Source organism: Maribellus mangrovi, from assembly GCF_037646455.1.
GTDB lineage: Bacteria > Bacteroidota > Bacteroidia > Bacteroidales > Prolixibacteraceae > Draconibacterium > Draconibacterium mangrovi_A.
In genome coordinates this window covers 1,184,647-1,201,552 of the sequence record NZ_JBBIXN010000001.1, presented here as the reverse complement: position 1 = coordinate 1,201,552, position 16,906 = coordinate 1,184,647, and the positions used below count along the sequence as shown (strand labels likewise).

The 16,906-nt window shown below is 41.8% G+C and carries 16 protein-coding genes; 12 read left to right on the top strand and 4 right to left on the bottom strand.

Going from position 1 to position 16,906, the window contains the following annotated elements:
• Window positions 1-10: 10 nt before the first annotated feature.
• The gene (locus WFY05_RS04445) at window positions 11-1,057 is read right to left on the bottom strand and encodes an ATP-grasp domain-containing protein (protein WP_340111523.1); all 1,047 of its coding nucleotides are present in this window, start codon (window positions 1,055-1,057) and stop codon (window positions 11-13) included.
• A 5-nt stretch (window positions 1,058-1,062) separates the two neighbouring features.
• Window positions 1,063-1,326, bottom strand: a complete 264-nt coding sequence (locus WFY05_RS04440) for a PqqD family protein (protein WP_340111522.1) — start codon at window positions 1,324-1,326, stop codon at window positions 1,063-1,065.
• Between the two features lie 331 nt (window positions 1,327-1,657).
• Here WFY05_RS04440 and asnS point away from each other — a divergent pair, with 331 nt between their 5' ends.
• From asnS to tnpA, 4 genes are all read left to right on the top strand, one after another.
• On the top strand, window positions 1,658-3,094 hold the full coding sequence (gene asnS / locus WFY05_RS04435) for an asparagine--tRNA ligase (RefSeq protein ID WP_340111521.1): 1,437 nt from the start codon (window positions 1,658-1,660) through the stop codon (window positions 3,092-3,094).
• A gap of 59 nt (window positions 3,095-3,153) precedes the next feature.
• Complete coding sequence (gene rpoN, locus WFY05_RS04430) at window positions 3,154-4,605, top strand: RNA polymerase factor sigma-54 (protein ID WP_340111520.1); 1,452 nt, start codon at window positions 3,154-3,156, stop codon at window positions 4,603-4,605.
• A 1-nt stretch (window position 4,606) separates the two neighbouring features.
• On the top strand, window positions 4,607-5,212 hold the full coding sequence (locus WFY05_RS04425; RefSeq protein ID WP_340111519.1) for a phosphatase PAP2 family protein: 606 nt from the start codon (window positions 4,607-4,609) through the stop codon (window positions 5,210-5,212).
• Window positions 5,213-5,427: 215 nt separating this feature from the next.
• Complete coding sequence (tnpA, locus tag WFY05_RS04420) at window positions 5,428-5,877, top strand: IS200/IS605 family transposase (protein WP_340111518.1); 450 nt, start codon at window positions 5,428-5,430, stop codon at window positions 5,875-5,877.
• A gap of 208 nt (window positions 5,878-6,085) precedes the next feature.
• Here tnpA and WFY05_RS04415 read toward each other — a convergent pair whose 3' ends face one another.
• Complete coding sequence (locus WFY05_RS04415) at window positions 6,086-6,787, bottom strand: response regulator transcription factor (protein WP_340111517.1); 702 nt, start codon at window positions 6,785-6,787, stop codon at window positions 6,086-6,088.
• 91 nt (window positions 6,788-6,878) lie between these two features.
• The gene (locus WFY05_RS04410) at window positions 6,879-7,919 is read right to left on the bottom strand and encodes a sensor histidine kinase (protein WP_340111516.1); all 1,041 of its coding nucleotides are present in this window, start codon (window positions 7,917-7,919) and stop codon (window positions 6,879-6,881) included.
• Window positions 7,920-8,326: 407 nt separating this feature from the next.
• Between WFY05_RS04410 and WFY05_RS04405 the strand changes: the two genes are divergently transcribed.
• The 8 genes from WFY05_RS04405 (at window position 8,327) to phoB (ending at window position 16,904) form a co-directional block, all read left to right on the top strand.
• Window positions 8,327-10,603, top strand: a complete 2,277-nt coding sequence (locus WFY05_RS04405; protein WP_340111515.1) for an inorganic phosphate transporter — start codon at window positions 8,327-8,329, stop codon at window positions 10,601-10,603.
• Window positions 10,604-10,817: 214 nt separating this feature from the next.
• Complete coding sequence (locus tag WFY05_RS04400; protein ID WP_340111514.1) at window positions 10,818-11,804, top strand: hypothetical protein; 987 nt, start codon at window positions 10,818-10,820, stop codon at window positions 11,802-11,804.
• Window positions 11,805-11,821: 17 nt separating this feature from the next.
• Window positions 11,822-12,895, top strand: coding sequence for a phosphate ABC transporter substrate-binding protein PstS (pstS, locus tag WFY05_RS04395; protein ID WP_340111513.1), 1,074 nt, complete (start codon window positions 11,822-11,824; stop codon window positions 12,893-12,895).
• Window positions 12,896-12,969: 74 nt separating this feature from the next.
• Window positions 12,970-13,821, top strand: coding sequence for a phosphate ABC transporter permease subunit PstC (pstC, locus tag WFY05_RS04390; RefSeq protein WP_340111512.1), 852 nt, complete (start codon window positions 12,970-12,972; stop codon window positions 13,819-13,821).
• A gap of 3 nt (window positions 13,822-13,824) precedes the next feature.
• A complete protein-coding gene (pstA, locus tag WFY05_RS04385) occupies window positions 13,825-14,709 on the top strand; it encodes a phosphate ABC transporter permease PstA (protein WP_340111511.1) in 885 nt (294 codons plus the stop codon).
• 9 nt (window positions 14,710-14,718) lie between these two features.
• Window positions 14,719-15,501: a phosphate ABC transporter ATP-binding protein PstB gene (gene pstB, locus WFY05_RS04380; protein ID WP_340111510.1), complete on the top strand. Its 783-nt coding sequence runs from the start codon at window positions 14,719-14,721 to the stop codon at window positions 15,499-15,501.
• A gap of 30 nt (window positions 15,502-15,531) precedes the next feature.
• Window positions 15,532-16,218 (top strand): phosphate signaling complex PhoU family protein, encoded by a 687-nt coding sequence (locus WFY05_RS04375; protein ID WP_340111509.1) that lies wholly within the window; start codon window positions 15,532-15,534, stop codon window positions 16,216-16,218.
• Window positions 16,219-16,220: 2 nt separating this feature from the next.
• Window positions 16,221-16,904 (top strand): two-component system response regulator PhoB, encoded by a 684-nt coding sequence (gene phoB, locus WFY05_RS04370; protein WP_340111508.1) that lies wholly within the window; start codon window positions 16,221-16,223, stop codon window positions 16,902-16,904.
• The last annotated feature ends 2 nt before the right edge of the window (window positions 16,905-16,906 follow it).

Genomic DNA, 16,906 nt, shown 5'->3' with positions numbered 1-16,906 from the left:
TTTCTGAGTGTTATATTTCCTTATTCATTGAAATGGCCGCAAATTTCTCGAGGTCAACTATGGCGTCGTACGAATAGCGGACGAACATTTTTCCGATTTTATATTCAGTCATGGGTAGTACGTCCATTCCGAGGGCCAGTTTTACAAGTGCTTCCGGTATGTTTTGGCCGGCACCAACTGCCAGGTAAACCCAGGCCGGAATGCGCGGATTAATCTCGATGAGGTAATATTCGCCTCCATTGGTTTTTATTAACTCGAGTTCCATTCCACCTTTCCATTTGGTTTTTGAGATAATCGAACGGGTAAGTTCCATCATCTTCTCGTCGGCGAGCGTAATGCCGCCCCAGGCTTTTCCTTTATCGGTGATGTACTGTTTTCGCATGGGAACTGCGGCAATGGTATTTCCCTTGCCGTCGCCCAGCGCAATTACGTTTACCTCGGTTCCTTTCACAAATTCCTGTGCAATTACCGGGAAACCCCACTTCGATGCGATTTTATGAAAAGCCTGTTTTACCTGTTCTTTGTTGTCGGCTACATATGCATCGTAGAACTGGCCTTTTACCATCACCGGGTAATCAAATTTATCCTCCAGATCGCTGATCTGTCCCAGGCTACCCATGTTGATGCTTCCCGGCACCTTGATTTCGTATTTCTTGCCAAACTCCTGAAGTTTGTCTTTTTCGCGTTCCCGAAACTGTTTCAAGTTGGGCAGGAAAGTGTGTATGCCCTGGCTGCGCAATCGTTCTTCATTTTTCATAAATGAGAAAAGCTCGGCATCCAGGTTAGGAATCAGAACATCGATTTGTTCTTGTTGGTGAATATTTTCAATGCGTTCTATCAATTCATCCGAACCGGATGAGGGATAGGGGATTTGAAAAATACGATCGCACAAATCTTCCATGTAAATTCCCGGTTCCAGGTTTTCGTAAACCAGGCCAATTATGCGGGCATTAAATTTTTCCGATTCATTAATGCCACGAATAAAAGGTACCCCGGGACCCGGATTGTCGGTGTTGTTTAATCCGGTTACGGCAAGTGTGATTTTCTGTTTGTTCATGGCTGCTATTTAAAATCGAGCGGATTGTCCTGTGAAATGATTTGATGATGTTTCAGCAAAGCACAGAAATCATAAAAATCCTTTTCAAACGACAAGTCGTCGATGTCGTACTTTTCCAGAATCTGCGCTTTAATCTGATCAAAATCGTTTTCTGCTTCAATGTATTTCATGAGTTCGAGGCCAAAAGGATTCAGATTAAAAGAATCGCCCGTTCTCGAGTTAAAAACAAAACCATTATCGCTAATCTTAATTTCACCTGTTATTTTCATCTGTTTAAAATTTTCAACATAAGTTTGACACAGCCGAATTCAAAAACTTGCGTTAGCTCACATTTTTTTGTGACATAATTTTTTAAAGGAGTTGATTAAACTATGGCTTTATACGATCGCAATTAAAATGGGTTTATCTGATTTAATTACTCGGTCGCGAATTACATTTTAAGGCGTATTTCATTTCAGTATTAAAAATTGGTCGAAAATGAAGAAGGGCGTCAGATAATTGCCAATAAACTATAAATTTGTATGCTTTATTTACAACGGAGAGTTAATTGCTTCTTCGGGATTACAGAATAACATACAGATTTAAGAAAGTAGAAAGATCATGACACGTTTGAAGATTAAAGAAATTTTGACAAGTGGAAAAGCAGGCAGCGAAGCAGTTGCCAAAGGATGGGTACGAACAAAACGCGGTAGTAAAAATGTGAATTTTATTGCCTTGAATGACGGCTCTACTATAAATAATCTTCAGGTTGTAGTTGAAGTGGAAAGTTTTGATGAAGCGCTTCTACGCGACATCAATACCGGTGCAGCAATAGCTGTTACCGGCGAGTTGGCCGAATCGGCAGGAAGCGGACAGAACATTGAACTGACCGCAAAAAAGATCGATCTACTGGGGAAAGCCGATCCTGATAAATTTCCTATACAGCCTAAAAAACACTCGCTTGAGTTTCTGCGCGAAAATGCGCACCTGCGTTTCCGTACCAATACTTTTGGAGCGGTATTCCGCATTCGTCATGCCATGGCTTTTGCCATTCACAAATATTTTAACGAAAAAGGATTTAATTACCTGCATACTCCAATTGTAACGGCCAGCGATGCCGAAGGCGCCGGACAAATGTTCCGGGTATCAACACTCGATCCTAAAAATCCGCCATTAACTGAAGACGGGGAAATTGATTATGCTCAGGACTTTTTTGGCCGTGCCACTAATCTCACTGTTTCAGGTCAGTTAGAAGGCGAACTTGGTGCTTTGGCACTGGGCGAGATTTATACCTTTGGGCCTACATTCCGTGCCGAAAACTCGAACACCACCCGTCACCTGGCCGAATTCTGGATGATTGAACCGGAAATGGCTTTTTACGACCTGAAAGACAATATGGATCTGGCCGAGGAATTCCTGAAATCGTGTATTCAATATGCGCTTGACAACTGTATGGATGATCTTAAATTCCTTGCTCAGCGTTTGGAGCAGGAAGAAAAGAACAAACCACAGGATCAGCGTTCGATGAACCTGATCGAGAAACTTGAGTTTGTTCTGAACAACGATTTCATCCGCATTTCGTACACCGAGGCCATCGATATTCTAAAAAACTCAAAACCATATAAAAAGAAGAAATTCCAGTTCCCGGTAGATTGGGGCGTGGACCTGCAAAGTGAACACGAACGTTACCTGGTTGAGAAACATTTCAAATGTCCGGTGATCCTCACCGATTATCCAAAAGAAATTAAAGCGTTCTACATGAAACAGAACGACGATGGTAAAACGGTTCGTGCAATGGATGTGCTTTTCCCGCAGATCGGCGAAATTATAGGCGGGTCGCAGCGTGAAGAAGACCTCGTAAAACTGGAAACCCGGATGAAAGAAATGGATATTCCGTCGGAGGAAATGTGGTGGTACCTCGATACCCGACGTTTTGGTTCGGTTGTTCACAGTGGTTTCGGACTCGGTTTCGAACGTTTCATCCTCTTTGTCACGGGCATGGGAAATATACGCGATGTAATTGCGTTCCCAAGGACTCCAAAAAATGCCGAGTTCTAAGAAAGTTTAGAAGCTTTGCTCCGAAAAAATATTAAATTTACGCAATTAAGCATTGGGAAATGGAGCAGAGACTAACATTACAGCAGAAGCTTTTACAAAAGCTGTCGCCTCAGCAAATACAGGTGATCAAGCTTTTGGAGATCCCAACGATGCAACTCGAACAGCGGATCAAAAAAGAACTGGAGGAGAATCCGGTTCTTGAACTCGAATCCGACAGCCCGGTAGTGGATGATCAGTCCGATTTTTCCGATGATAATGAAAATCGCGATGTCGATAACGAAGAGTTTTCGATGGAGGATTATTATGAGGATGAGGAGATTCCAACCTATAAATTAAACACCAGCAATTATTCGAAGGACGATAAATACGAGGATGTTCCATTTTCAGTAGGAACTTCGTTTAATGAATTTTTAACGGAACAACTCAGTCTTTCTGATTTGGATGAGCGTCAACGTCAGCTGGCCGAATACATTCTTGGTAATATTGATGACGACGGATATTTGCGTCGTGATTTAATGTCGATCAGCGATGATCTGGCGTTCAACATGAACATGGATGTTCCGGAAGAGGAGCTTGAAAAGATCCTGAATGTTATTCAGGACTTTGATCCGCCGGGAGTTGGAGCGCGTGATCTGAGGGAGAGCCTCATGTTGCAGCTTGATCGGAAGGAAGGTCCTGAATACGATTTGGCAAAAACCATTGTTAAGGATTATTTCACCGAATTCACCAAGAAGCATTACGAGAAAATTCGAACCAAACTGGAAATTTCGGAGGCGGAACTCAAGGCAGGTATTCAACAGGTATTAAAATTAAATCCCAAACCGGGTAGCTCTTACAGCAATCCGCTAAATAAATCGAATCAGCATATTGTCCCCGACTTTTTGCTTGAAAGTGTTGATGGAGAACTGAGTCTTTCGCTTAACCAGAGAAACGTGCCTGAGTTAAAGGTGAACGATGCCTACCAGGAAATGTTAAAGACGATGAGCGAAAACCAAAAGGCCAAAAAGAATGATAAGGAAGCCCTGCTTTTTGTCAAACAGAAGCTTGATTCGGCCAAGTGGTTTATCGATGCCATTCTCCAGCGGCAGACGACTTTATTGCTCACCATGTCGGAGATCATCAGTTTTCAGAAAGAGTTTTTCCAGGAAGGCGACGAAACCAAGTTGAAGCCGATGATCCTGAAGGATATAGCCGAGCGTACCAACCTCGATATTTCTACCATTTCAAGGGTGTCGAACAGCAAATACATACAGACACATTTTGGCATTTATCCACTGAAATATTTCTTCTCTGAAGGTTTGCAAAAAGACGACGGCGAGGAGGTTTCGACCCGCGAGATCAAGAAGATACTGACAGAATGTATCGAGAACGAAGACAAACGCAAACCGCTTACCGACGAGAAACTGGCCACCATATTAAAACAAAAATCCTACAACATTGCCCGCCGAACCGTGGCAAAATACCGCGAGCAACTCGATATTCCGGTTGCCCGGCTACGAAAAGAACTCTGATATGCAGGAACGTTTAGCCAAAATTATTTCCATTGTTTTTCATCCTGTTTTGTTACCCACACTCGGGATCTTATTGTTGCTCCACTCAGGATTTTATTTTTCGATGTTATCATGGGAGGCCAAGCGTTTTGTTTTGCTGGTGGTATTCTTCACAACCTGTATTTTGCCTTTGCTGATGGTGTCTATCCTGGCCATCAATCCACGCTTCGATATCAGCATGTCGAAAAGTACCGACCGGGTAATTCCATTGCTGGCATCAGCTATATTTTACTACCTGGGTTTCATCCTTTTGGGAAAGATGAATATTTTTCCGGTGTTTAAATTGTTTATGCTGGCAAGTGTTCTGGTGCTGGTAGCGCTTCTTATCATTTCTTTTAAATGGAAGATCAGTAATCACATGGCTGCTTTGGGTGCGCTGGCCGGTGTATTTTTTGCGCTTTCTTTTCGAAAGGGATTAAATCCCATCTATTCAATACTTATCGTTGTGCTGGTATCGGGACTGGTCGGAACAGCGCGTCTTGCGTTGAAAAAACACAGCATCTGGGAAGTGATTGCCGGCTATGTTCTGGGTTTCTCCATCCTTTATGTGATTGTATATTTTGTGTAATTCGATCAATCTGAATATATTTTGTTTGTATAATTTCAAGGGAATGAATTTTGTCCTGAAAGGACTAAATGTGAATAACCGTGCGTAAAACGCACGGTAGAACTCGACTTGTGTGATCCAGCCCTGAAAGGGGTGAATAAATACTGTGAAGAATTAGTACAATCCCAACAAACAAACTAAATTAGTAAGCCTTATTCGTTAACTAAACAATCACTATGTCCAGCTATCGACAAATTCTTTATCAACTTATTTTCCGTACCAAACACAGTCAAAAAACTTTAGTACTTGAGCACAACGAAATGCTCTTTAAATATATTTGGGGAATAATTAAAAATAAAAATTGCCATTTATTCAGGATCAACGGCATGGAGGATCATCTGCATATTTTAACAGATCTTCACCCCAGCATTGCCTTGGCAGACTTTGTCAGAGACATTAAAACTGCATCATCTATTTGGTTAAAAACTTCCGATTATTTCCCAGACTTTGTTGGATGGGCAGACGGATATGCCGCTTTGAGTTATTCATATTGGGATAAAGACAAGCTGATTAATTATATTAAAAATCAGCAGCAACATCATAAAACAGAATCTTTTGAAACAGAGTACAGAAGACTGCTGGAAGAACACCAAATTAATATTGACGAGCGTTACTTTTTAAAATAACGGAGTTGGTTCAACCCTTTCAGGGCTGAGATTCCTGTTATTTATCTGCCACCGGTTTTACCGGTGGTTAATCATATTTAGTACCTTCGGGACAATTTATTTAATAATGACGATCTGGTTTCAGGCTAATTAACGGATATATAAAAAGCCCCATCCGGATGGACAGGGCGTATATCATTTCGAATAATTCAAATCAAATAGCAAGAGGCTACTCCACAAATTTATAACCGATTCCTTTTAAGGTTTTGATGTGGTTGTTGCCGATTTTTTCACGGAGTTTACGAATATGCACGTCGATGGTACGATCGCCAACTACTACATTCTCTCCCCAAACCGAAAAATAAATTTCTTCACGGGTAAATACCTTGCCTGGTTTTGATACCAGCAACGATAACAGTTCAAACTCTTTTCGCGGAAGGATCATTTCATTATCGCCAATACGGATGAGGTAACGTTCCTTATCGATCATCAGGTTTCCTATGCTAATGATGTTCGAATCGACCACCTCGGCAGCTGTTTGCGTGGCTTCACCTGTACGTTTCAGTAAGGCTTTTACCCGGCTGATAAGCACCTTCGGACGAACCGGTTTGGTGATGTAGTCGTCGGCACCGGCTTCAAATCCTGCAATTTGCGAGTAATCTTCTCCCCGCGCTGTCAGAAAAGCAATAACTGTGCTGCTGAGCGACGGTATTTTACGCAGCTCTTCGCAGGCAGCGATACCATCCATTTCAGGCATCATAACATCCAGGATAATAAGGTGAGGTGTCTGCTTTTCGGCAATCTTAATGGCTTCAACACCATTTTTGGCGGTATATACTTTGTACCCTTCTTTTTCGAGGTTGTAGCTCAAAAATTCCAGGATATCCAATTCATCGTCAACTAATAAAACTTTAAACTGATTTTCGCTCATAACTACTCAATTAAGGTGGCAAAGTTAGGTAACAACTATTAAGAAACCATTAACTTTTCAATACAGTTAAGATAAACACAAAGTTAGGTGATTATTTGGCTTTTTCAAGTGTAAAATTAAATGTCGTTCCCTTATCAACGAGGCTTCGAACATTAATCGATTGGTTGTGCGCCTCGATGATGTGTTTTACGATCGATAAACCCAGTCCTGTACCGCCCTGTTCCCGCGATCGCGATTTATCTACACGGAAGAAACGTTCGAATACGCGGGGCAGGTCTTTTTTCCCGATTCCAATACCGTCGTCGCTGACTTCAACAATAATATTGTCTTCCAAATCGTGAAACGAGATGTTCACATTTCCCTTTTTCTTGCCGTATTTAATGCCGTTTCCTACCAGGTTAGTAAGTACTTCAAGGATTCGTTTTTTATCGGCCAGTACGTAAATCGGTTTTTCGGGTTTATTGACCACCTGCACGCTGATTTTACTCTCATTGGCCTGCCACTGCTCCATTTCAATTACCTCTTCAGCAGTTTTCACAATGTCGAATCGGGCCATATTAAGTTTCAGTTCTCCCGATTCCAGTTTTGTGATCGATTCCAGGTCTTCAACAATCGATACCATCCTGTCGATACTTTTTTCGGTACGTTTCAGGTAGAGTTTATTGATTTTCGGATCATCCAAACCACCCTCGAGCAAAGTCAATACATAGCCCTGGATATTGAATATCGGGGTTTTCAATTCGTGCGATACATTACCCACAAAATCTTTACGGTAGCGCTCCAGTTCTTTCAAACGTTCAATCTCTTTCAGCTGGGTTTTTGCCCATTCTTCAACTTCGTATTTTACACCCAGCAGCAGGTTGTTGGGATCCAGTTCAATCTTATCCATTTTGTTGCCACTCACCGGCAAATCACGAATGGTATTGTAAATGGGTTTGATACGGTCGATAATGTATTTTCGGATGATAAAGGAAATGCTGAAAAAAGCGGCTCCGAAGAACAGGACCGTCGGGATCACAATTACCAGAAAGTAGTGACCGTAGTATTTTACCAGAAGCATCATTGCCAATGCCAAAATCGTTAGTGTAGCGGCTACGACAGACGCCAGAAATTTTGAAGAATATGTTTTCATTTGAAGTAAAGTCACTTGAAATCGATTAAGATTATACTGTTATTGTTGTTCTAAATTAAGCTGGGCAAATGTATAAAATTTACGAAACTTCCTGATTAACAGAAAATTCACGGTTACTTAATGTTTTTTTAATATTTGGTGAATGTGGGTATTCCCCGAGAGCATTTATATTTGCCGACCCACTTTCGGGGGCACCTTCTTTAAAGTGTGGTGTTTACAGTATAAAACAGACGAGCGAAGGATTTTCGATAAGACTTTAGCCTACCGAAAATAAATTCGTGTAATAAATTGAAGAATGATTTTGTAGATATTCGGAAGTGGTTAATTTTAAAGACTCAAGTTAAAGACACTAAACCGAATTGAAAGAACAGTATTGTACCTTTTCAATGACATTAAACTCTGCATAAATGGATAACTTTTATTTGATTTTAGTTGTCGTGCTTTTCGCATTGGCAATTTCCGACCTTATTGTGGGTGTAAGCAACGATGCTGTAAATTTTTTAAACTCTGCTATCGGTTCAAAGGCCGCCCCAAAATGGGTGATTTTTCTGATGGCCAGTATGGGGGTGCTGGTCGGCGCCACTTTCTCGAACGGAATGATGGAAGTAGCTCGAAAGGGAATATTTCATCCCGAGATGTTCTATTTCTCCGAGATCATGGTCATCTTTCTGGCTGTAATGATCACCGACGTTATTCTGCTCGACATGTTCAACACCTTTGGAATGCCAACCTCAACAACGGTTTCCATCGTTTTCGAGTTGCTCGGATCAGCAGTGGCAGTTTCGGCGGTAAAAATTAAAACTGCCGGCGGTTCGATCGTTATGGAACTGGCACAGTACATCAATTCCGGGAAAGCACTTGCAATTATCTCCGGGATACTTATTTCGGTGTTTATCGCCTTCTCGGTCGGTGCAATTGTACAATACCTTACCCGAATGGTGTTTACGTTTAAATACCGGCAGCCCATGAAATATGTGGGAGCTATTTTTGGAGGATTGGCCATTACAGCAATTACGTATTTTATGTTGATCAAAGGTCTCAAGGGTTCGTCGTTTGCTGATATTCAACTTGCTGACGGCGGAACTTTACAAGACTTTTTTAAACACAATACCTGGTTGATCATGTTGTACAGTTTCATATTCTGGACGATACTCATTCAGTTATTACGTTGGATATTCAAAATAAAAATATTGAAAGTGGTTGTTTTGGCCGGTACATTTGCCCTGGCCATGGCCTTTGCAGGCAACGACCTTGTAAACTTTATCGGGGTACCGCTGGCCGGGTACAATTCGTTTAAAGCCTGGGTAGCCGCAGGCAGTGCCGCACCCGATTCATTTACTATGGAAATGCTGGCCGGTAAAGTGGGAACACCTACTTACATGCTGCTTATCGCCGGACTTGTCATGATCATCACCCTTATCATGTCGCGAAAAGCAAGGTCGGTAGTCGCTACTACTGTCGATCTTTCGCGTCAATACGAAGGTGAGTCTGAGCGTTTCGATTCGTCGATGGCTGCCCGCGTGCTGGTGCGTTCTACAACCCGTTTTAATAAAAAACTGGTGCAGGTGATGCCCGGTGGGGTAACCCGTCTTGTGCAGTCGAGGTTCGAGCCACATTCATACGTCAGCGAAGACGAAACCGACGGCCCTGCTTTCGACAAAGTAAGAGCTGCTGTAAATCTGGTAGTGGCCAGTATATTAATTGCCATTGGTACTTCTCTTAAACTGCCTTTATCAACCACTTATGTCACATTTATGGTGGCCATGGGTACCTCCCTGGCCGACCGGGCATGGGATCGCGAATCGGCAGTTTACCGTATCTCGGGTGTGTTCTCTGTAGTTGGTGGCTGGTTCCTGACCGCACTGATCGCCTTTTCGGTTTCGGCCGTTATCGCATTGCTGATTTCGGTTAGTGGCAGTTTTATGATCTTTATTTTCGTCGCCATCGCTATTATTATGGTTATTCGCACGCAATTGTTCTTTAAAAAACGCGCTGCTAGCAAGGCCGCTGAAGAAGAAGAAGATATTGTTGCGGAAGATGCCAATGAGCAGATCATTGAAAAAAGCTCGAAACAGGTGCTGAAAGCGATTGTATCGAGCAACCAGGTGCTGGCTATGGGAATTGAAGGATTTGTGAAGGAAGACCGTGCGGCCCTGAAGAAAGCGCAGGAAGCCTGCCGTAATTTCAATAAGAAGGCAAAACGAAATAAAGAGAAGGTGTATACCACCATAAATAAAATTGCCGGCGGAACGCTTGAAACCAGCCATTTCTATGTGCAGATGATCGAGCACCAGCGCGAAATGGCACACGCCGTGCACTTCATGCTCGAGCCACTGATCAAGCATGTCGAGAACAACCACAAACCGTTTGTTAAGGAGCAAATCGACATGTTGAATGAACTCACTTCACAAATTGATTCGCTTTACAATTTTATTCTGCATACCATTAAGGAAGAAAACTACGACGATCTGGATAATATTGTTAAGGAGCGCGACGACCTGATTGAAGTATTGAAAAAGATGGAGAAGAACCAGATTAAACGAATCAAGACCAAGCAGGTAAACACGCGTAATTCTCAACTTTTCTTTAAAGTCATTTCCGAAATCGAGTACCTGCTGTTGCACACCGTGAACCTGGTAAAAGCACAACGCGACTTTATTCAGTTCACACGACAGATTAAATAGGAGCTTAATAGAATAGTATTCAAAGCCCAGCCATTTTTGGCTGGGCTTTTTTTTGTTGTTACAAAATTATTACGAAATCTTTGTTGTTGACGAACAAGATGTTAGGGATGATTTAAGTTGAAATTTAATCGTTTTGTAACAATTTTGTAACTGCGCTGTAATTACCTTCCACCACTTTTGCCCTCGAAATATTAAAATTCAATCTTAAGTTAAAATGAAAAAAATGTATTTGCTGTTGTTAGTGATGACAACAATCATTACAGCAGGATTTAGTCAGGAAAAACCGGAAGAATTCAAACCAAATGGAAAACCACTCGCATTGATTTTCACAAACTTTAATACAAGTTTCTCAGACGGTGAGTCAACAAAGTCTTTTGAAATCACGAGAGCCTATTTGGGGTACGAATACAACTTCAGTAAAGAATGGTATGCGAAATTAGTATTGGATGTTGGTGATCCAAAGGTTGGAGGTTTGCAAATGACCGCTTATCTCAAGAATGCCTATATTCAGTACAAAAAGAGCAACTTCAAGGCTTCTTTTGGGATGATTTCAACTACTCAGTTCAAAGTGTCGGAAAAAACATGGGGGCTGCGGTATATCGAAAAATCGTACCAGGATGCCTATAAATTTAATGCCAGCGCTGATATAGGGTTTAACTTAGATTACAAGTTTGCCGATTTTGTAAGTGCTGATTTCTCTCTTATCAACGGGGAAGGATATAAATTGATTCAGGCAGATGAATTTGTTCGTCCCGGGCTTGGAGTTACTGTAAAACCGGTTGATAATGTTGTTGGCCGGGTTTATGTCGATACTTACGGCAAGGACGTAAAACAGCAGTCGCTTGCAACATTTCTTGCTTATTCCGGTGAAAAGTTAACCGTAGGTGGCGAGTATAACTACCAGAAAAATCATAATCGGGTTGAAGGACAAGATATTTACGGTACCTCTTTTTATGCAACATATCAGGCTGCCGATAAATTTAAATTGTTCGGAAGGTTTGACGACCTGAAATCGAAAGCACTGGAAGGAGAATCTGATCCGTGGCAATTAAATAAAGATGGCCAGTTATTAATGGCAGGCCTTGAGTTTAATGCTGTAAAAGGTGTGAAATTTGCACCAAACGTGAGGTATTGGAATCCTGCCGATGAGTCGATTCCGGCTACTACGTACGCTTATCTAAATCTCGAATTGAAATTTTAACCTTTAAATTTTATAAAATGAAAAACTTATTTGTTTTAATTATAGTCTTATTGTTCTTAGGAGCTTGCTCAAATTCATCGAAAAAGAATTCAGGTGAAAAATCGGCAAGCAGCAGTAATGTAACGCTAACAGCAGCGGGAGCTACTTTCCCAATGCCATACTATAACCTTGTTTTCAAGCAGTACACATCCGAAACCGGAACACTTCTTACATATGGTGGAATCGGATCAGGCGGAGGTATTCGCAGCTTAAGCGATAAAGTGGTTGATTTTGGAGCCACCGATGCTTATCTCGATGATGCAAAGCTTGCTGAAATGCCAGCCGAAGTTGTACACATCCCAACAGTTCTTGGAGCTGTTGTTATTGCTTACAATCTTCCAGGTGTCGATGGTCTTAAACTTTCTGACGAGTTATTGGAGAAAATCTTTATGGGTAAAATTACCCGTTGGAACGATCCTGCTTTAAAAGCAAATAATCCGGAGTTGAACTTACCGGACATGGAAATTACTTTCATTCACCGTTCAGATGGCAGCGGAACAACCTACATTTTTAGCGATTTCATGAGTAAAATAAGTGCTAACTGGGCTGATAATGTTGGAAAAGGAAAGTCGTTGCAGTGGCCCGTAGGAATGGGAGCAAAAGGTAACCCGGGTGTAGCCGGTACCATCAAACAAACCGAGGGAGCCATTGGTTACATCGGTTCTGAATACGCATTCGCTCAAAAAATTCAAACTGCCAAGGTGCAAAACAGTGCCGGCAATTACATTTTGCCATCGATTGCGTCGGTTAGTGCGGCTGCCAATGCCGAGATTCCTGCAGATACTCGTGTTATGCTCACCAACTCGTCCGATCCGGAAGCATATCCGATCAGTGGATTTACCTGGATTATCTTGTATAAAGAGCAGAACTATGATGGACGTTCAAAAGAGCAGGCACTTGCAACAGTAACTTTTCTTGATTGGTTGATGAGTGACGAAGCTCAGGGTCAGGCTGAAAAAGTTCATTACGCGCCACTCCCTGCATCAGCAGCCGCAAAAGCAAAAACGATTTTGCGTTCGGTGACTTACGACGGAACTGCTTTATTGAAATAATACGATATGACAAATAAATGTACGTGGGAATAAGTTTTCCATGTACATTTTTTTCTCCTCTATTAGCTGATTTAATGAACAGTGAAAAAATAACTAAAGCCGTTCTTTTTGCTTCTTCCTTTGTGATTTTGTTGATTGCAGGAGGAATGATTTTCTCGCTGGCAGAAGGTGCAATTCCGGCCATCAAATCTTTTGGGATAAAGTTTATCTGGACAAATGACTGGAATCCAACGAAGGGGCAGGAGAACTATGGCGCTTTGCCATTTATTGCAGGAACGATACTTACTTCCGTTGTTGCCATTTTAATTAGTTTACCACTGTCATTTTCAGCCTCACTTTTTCTCGGGGAATACTTTCATGGTACACGCCTTGCAAAAATACTGGGTACGATGGTCGACCTGCTTGCCGGTATTCCTTCGATCGTTTACGGATTATGGGGGTTTTATGTACTCCGCCCGTTACTGATTTCTTTAGGTCTACCCAACCAGGGATTTGGAATTTTTACGGCAAGTATTATTCTTGCCATCATGATCATTCCTTATGCCACGTCACTCAGTACCGAGATTATTACTATGGTTCCCGGTGAATTGAAGGAAGCAGCTTACTCTTTGGGAGCGACCCGAACGGAAGTGATTTTTAGCGTGATAGTTCCATCGGCAAGATCAGGAATTGTTGCCGGATATATCCTGTCGTTTGGCCGGGCACTTGGCGAAACCATGGCAGTTACCATGCTTATAGGAAATGCCAACCGGATACCGGAAAGTTTATTCGGAACGGGAAACACAATGGCATCTGTTATTGCCAATCAATTCGGAGAAGCTGACGGACTGAAATTAAGTTCGTTGATTGCTGTTGGTTTGCTGCTGTTTCTTATTACCGGCCTGATTAATAGCCTGGGTAAATTCATCATCAAAAAAATGGAGTAGGAAATGGAGACGCTTGGAAAACTTTCGACAAAGAACCTTGAAAGAAGAAATTTAAAGGACAGGCTTTTCAAAATTCTGGTCATCGTGTTATCGGTGGTCACAATTTCCCCCATTGTTCTGATCATTTATAAACTCATTGAAAAGGGGATTCGACAAATCAGCCTTGATTTTATTATTAAAACTCCGCCCGATACATTTCAGGCCATGACTGCCGTAAGCAACGGGGAGCTTATTCCCGGAGGGATTGCAAATGGAATCACGGGTACGCTTTTAATGGTTGGGCTTGCATCTGCAATAGCAATTCCTGTTGGAGTAATTACCGGGATTTATTTGTACGAGAATCCGGATAAATTTATGGCGAGCCTTACCCGAAATATTTCTGATATTTTACAGGGAGTTCCATCCATCGTGCTGGGTTTGATTGCCTACATCTGGGTAGTAAAACCCATTACCAGCGGATTTTCGGCACTGGCCGGAAGTGTTTCTCTTGCGATTATGATGTTACCTATGATTGTTCGCTCGACTGAAGAAACATTAAAAATGATTCCGCAAAGTATAAAAGAAGCAGCTCTGGCATTGGGAGTACCTTATTACAAGGTTTTACTGAGGGTACTTATCCCAACGGGATTTAGTGGTCTGCTAACCGGTATATTACTGGGAATTTCAAGAATTTTGGGAGAGACAGCACCATTAATGCTGACAGCATTGGGAAGTTCCGTAATCAACTTCGATATTACAAAGCCGACGAGTGCTGTACCTTTGCTTATTTGGGAATTCTATAACGATCCGAATATGGTGGATTTAATTTGGAGTTCTTCGCTCTTGTTAATGGCCATGGTACTGGGGCTGAACCTACTTTCAAAAAGGATAGCAGCCCGAACAAAATAGATTATAACAATGAACGAAAATACGGTAAAAATAAAAGATCCGGTTCTTTCCATTCGCAACCTTTCGGTTTCATACGAGAAAGGGAAGTTCGCGGTAAACGACGTTTCTGCCGACATTAAACGAAACGCGGTTACAGCAATAATGGGACCATCGGGCTGCGGGAAAAGTACAATGTTGCGTGCAATTAACCGCATGCACGAATTGTATGAAAACATCGAGACAAAAGGGTCGCTGATTTTGAACGGGAAAGACATTACGCACATGCCTACTATTCAACTTCGGCGAATGGCCGGGATGGTCTTTCAGCGTCCGAATCCTTTCCCGACAATGAGTATTTACGATAACGTAGTTGCCGGATACAAATTAAACGGTATACGAATGAAACGATCGGAGCGTGATGATATCGTTGAACGCTCATTACGCGACGTAACGCTTTGGGATGAGGTAAAAGACAACCTGCATAAAAAAGGAACATTCCTTTCAGGAGGGCAGCAACAACGATTGTGTATCGCTCGCGCGCTGGCATTCGATCCGGAAGTGATATTGCTGGATGAGCCAACCTCGGCCCTCGATCCTGTTGCTACTGCAAAAATCGAGGATCTGCTGGTAAAATTGAAGGAGAACTACTCCATACTGATGGTTACACATAACATGGCACAGGCCGCAAGGATCTCTGACTACTCCATGTTTATGTACCTTGGAGAATTGGTAGAGTACGATAAGACAAAAGACATGTTTACCAATCCCAAAGACAGAAGGACAGAGGAATACCTGACAGGTAAATTCGGTTAAAATTTTTAACTTCACTTAAATTAAGAAATTATGACTTTAAGAAAGGATGATGCCATAAACAGTATAATGAGCGATTTCGAAGATTTCGCAAATCAGGTATTGCATCAACTCGATCTGTTGGAAAATTTTGTTGCTTCAGGAGAAGTTTCCTTTTCGAAAACACTGACAAAGGAAATAATGGACAACGAAAAGAAACTGGATAAACTGGAAGTGAAGATCAGCGATAAAATTATCAATACCATTGCTCTTTATCAGCCGGTAGCTTCCGAAATCCGCAAAATATTTGCATGTTATCGCATTGTGATCAGTCTGGAGCGTGTTGGAGATATGGTCGTCAACATTCATAACTTAATTGAAAAGATAAAGACACCAAAAGTTTATCAGGAACTGTCGGAGGTGATTTCCAACATGCTGGTGCAAAGCTCGAACATGGTTAATAAAGCACTACTGGCTTATACCAACGACGACAAAGACTATGCGATCTGGACCATTAAAAATGATTCAGTGATTGATGAGCTTAACAGGAAAATGTTGAAAAAGGCCATTAAAAAAAGTACGAACACCGATGAAGATAAACAGTTGATGACCAGTTTCATTAACCTGAATAGTATGCTAACAACCATCGAGCGTATTGCTGATCAGGCCACCAATATTGCTGAAGCGGCTATATACTCGATTGAAGGAAAAGATGTTCGCCACAAATCACATGTAAAATAAATATGGCTAATTCCATTCCAAAAATACTGATCGTAGACGACGAAAAAGATTTGTGTGAGATTCTTGAGTTCAACCTTTCGAGCGAAGGATTTCAAACAACAGTTGCCCATTCAGCCGAGCAGGCATTGAAACTCACACTCGACGATTTTGATCTGATTCTGCTTGATGTGATGATGGGGGGAATCTCAGGGTATAAGATGGCAGATCGTATTCGAAAAGAAATGCAGCTTGCTGTCCCTATTATTTTTATGACTGCTAAAACCGCTGAAAATGATATCCTTACCGGATTTAATGTTGGAGGCGATGATTATATATCCAAACCTTTTTCAATAAAGGAAATGGTTGCACGTATTAAGGCAGTCCTTAAACGCGGACGGCAAGATACCGGCCAGGTGCGGGTATATAAGGAAGGTGGGCTCGAACTTGATGTAAACAGCAAAATGGTTAAGGTTGACGATAAAACCATAAGCTTAACCCGGAAAGAATTCGAAATTCTTACCATGTTACTCAAACATCAGGGGCAATACATTAGCCGAACTGAGATCCTGAATCGGGTATGGAGCGACGATGTAATCGTAACCGAACGAAATGTGGATGTTAATATCGCTCGTCTCCGTAAAAAAATAGGGGATTATGGAAATAAAATTAAAGGCAAATCAGGGTTTGGTTATGCTTTCAAAAATTAGTT

Excerpts from the sequence above, each read along its gene's own strand:
- WFY05_RS04445 (WP_340111523.1), bottom strand. The coding sequence starts at position 1,057 with ATGAACAAACAGAAAATCACACTTGCCGTAACCGGATTAAACAACACC.
- WFY05_RS04440 (WP_340111522.1), bottom strand. The coding sequence starts at position 1,326 with ATGAAAATAACAGGTGAAATTAAGATTAGCGATAATGGTTTTGTTTTT.
- asnS (WP_340111521.1), top strand. The coding sequence starts at position 1,658 with ATGACACGTTTGAAGATTAAAGAAATTTTGACAAGTGGAAAAGCAGGC.
- rpoN (WP_340111520.1), top strand. The coding sequence starts at position 3,154 with ATGGAGCAGAGACTAACATTACAGCAGAAGCTTTTACAAAAGCTGTCG.
- WFY05_RS04425 (WP_340111519.1), top strand. The coding sequence starts at position 4,607 with ATGCAGGAACGTTTAGCCAAAATTATTTCCATTGTTTTTCATCCTGTT.
- tnpA (WP_340111518.1), top strand. The coding sequence starts at position 5,428 with ATGTCCAGCTATCGACAAATTCTTTATCAACTTATTTTCCGTACCAAA.
- WFY05_RS04415 (WP_340111517.1), bottom strand. The coding sequence starts at position 6,787 with ATGAGCGAAAATCAGTTTAAAGTTTTATTAGTTGACGATGAATTGGAT.
- WFY05_RS04410 (WP_340111516.1), bottom strand. The coding sequence starts at position 7,919 with ATGAAAACATATTCTTCAAAATTTCTGGCGTCTGTCGTAGCCGCTACA.
- WFY05_RS04405 (WP_340111515.1), top strand. The coding sequence starts at position 8,327 with ATGGATAACTTTTATTTGATTTTAGTTGTCGTGCTTTTCGCATTGGCA.
- WFY05_RS04400 (WP_340111514.1), top strand. The coding sequence starts at position 10,818 with ATGAAAAAAATGTATTTGCTGTTGTTAGTGATGACAACAATCATTACA.
- pstS (WP_340111513.1), top strand. The coding sequence starts at position 11,822 with ATGAAAAACTTATTTGTTTTAATTATAGTCTTATTGTTCTTAGGAGCT.
- pstC (WP_340111512.1), top strand. The coding sequence starts at position 12,970 with ATGAACAGTGAAAAAATAACTAAAGCCGTTCTTTTTGCTTCTTCCTTT.
- pstA (WP_340111511.1), top strand. The coding sequence starts at position 13,825 with ATGGAGACGCTTGGAAAACTTTCGACAAAGAACCTTGAAAGAAGAAAT.
- pstB (WP_340111510.1), top strand. The coding sequence starts at position 14,719 with ATGAACGAAAATACGGTAAAAATAAAAGATCCGGTTCTTTCCATTCGC.
- WFY05_RS04375 (WP_340111509.1), top strand. The coding sequence starts at position 15,532 with ATGACTTTAAGAAAGGATGATGCCATAAACAGTATAATGAGCGATTTC.
- phoB (WP_340111508.1), top strand. The coding sequence starts at position 16,221 with ATGGCTAATTCCATTCCAAAAATACTGATCGTAGACGACGAAAAAGAT.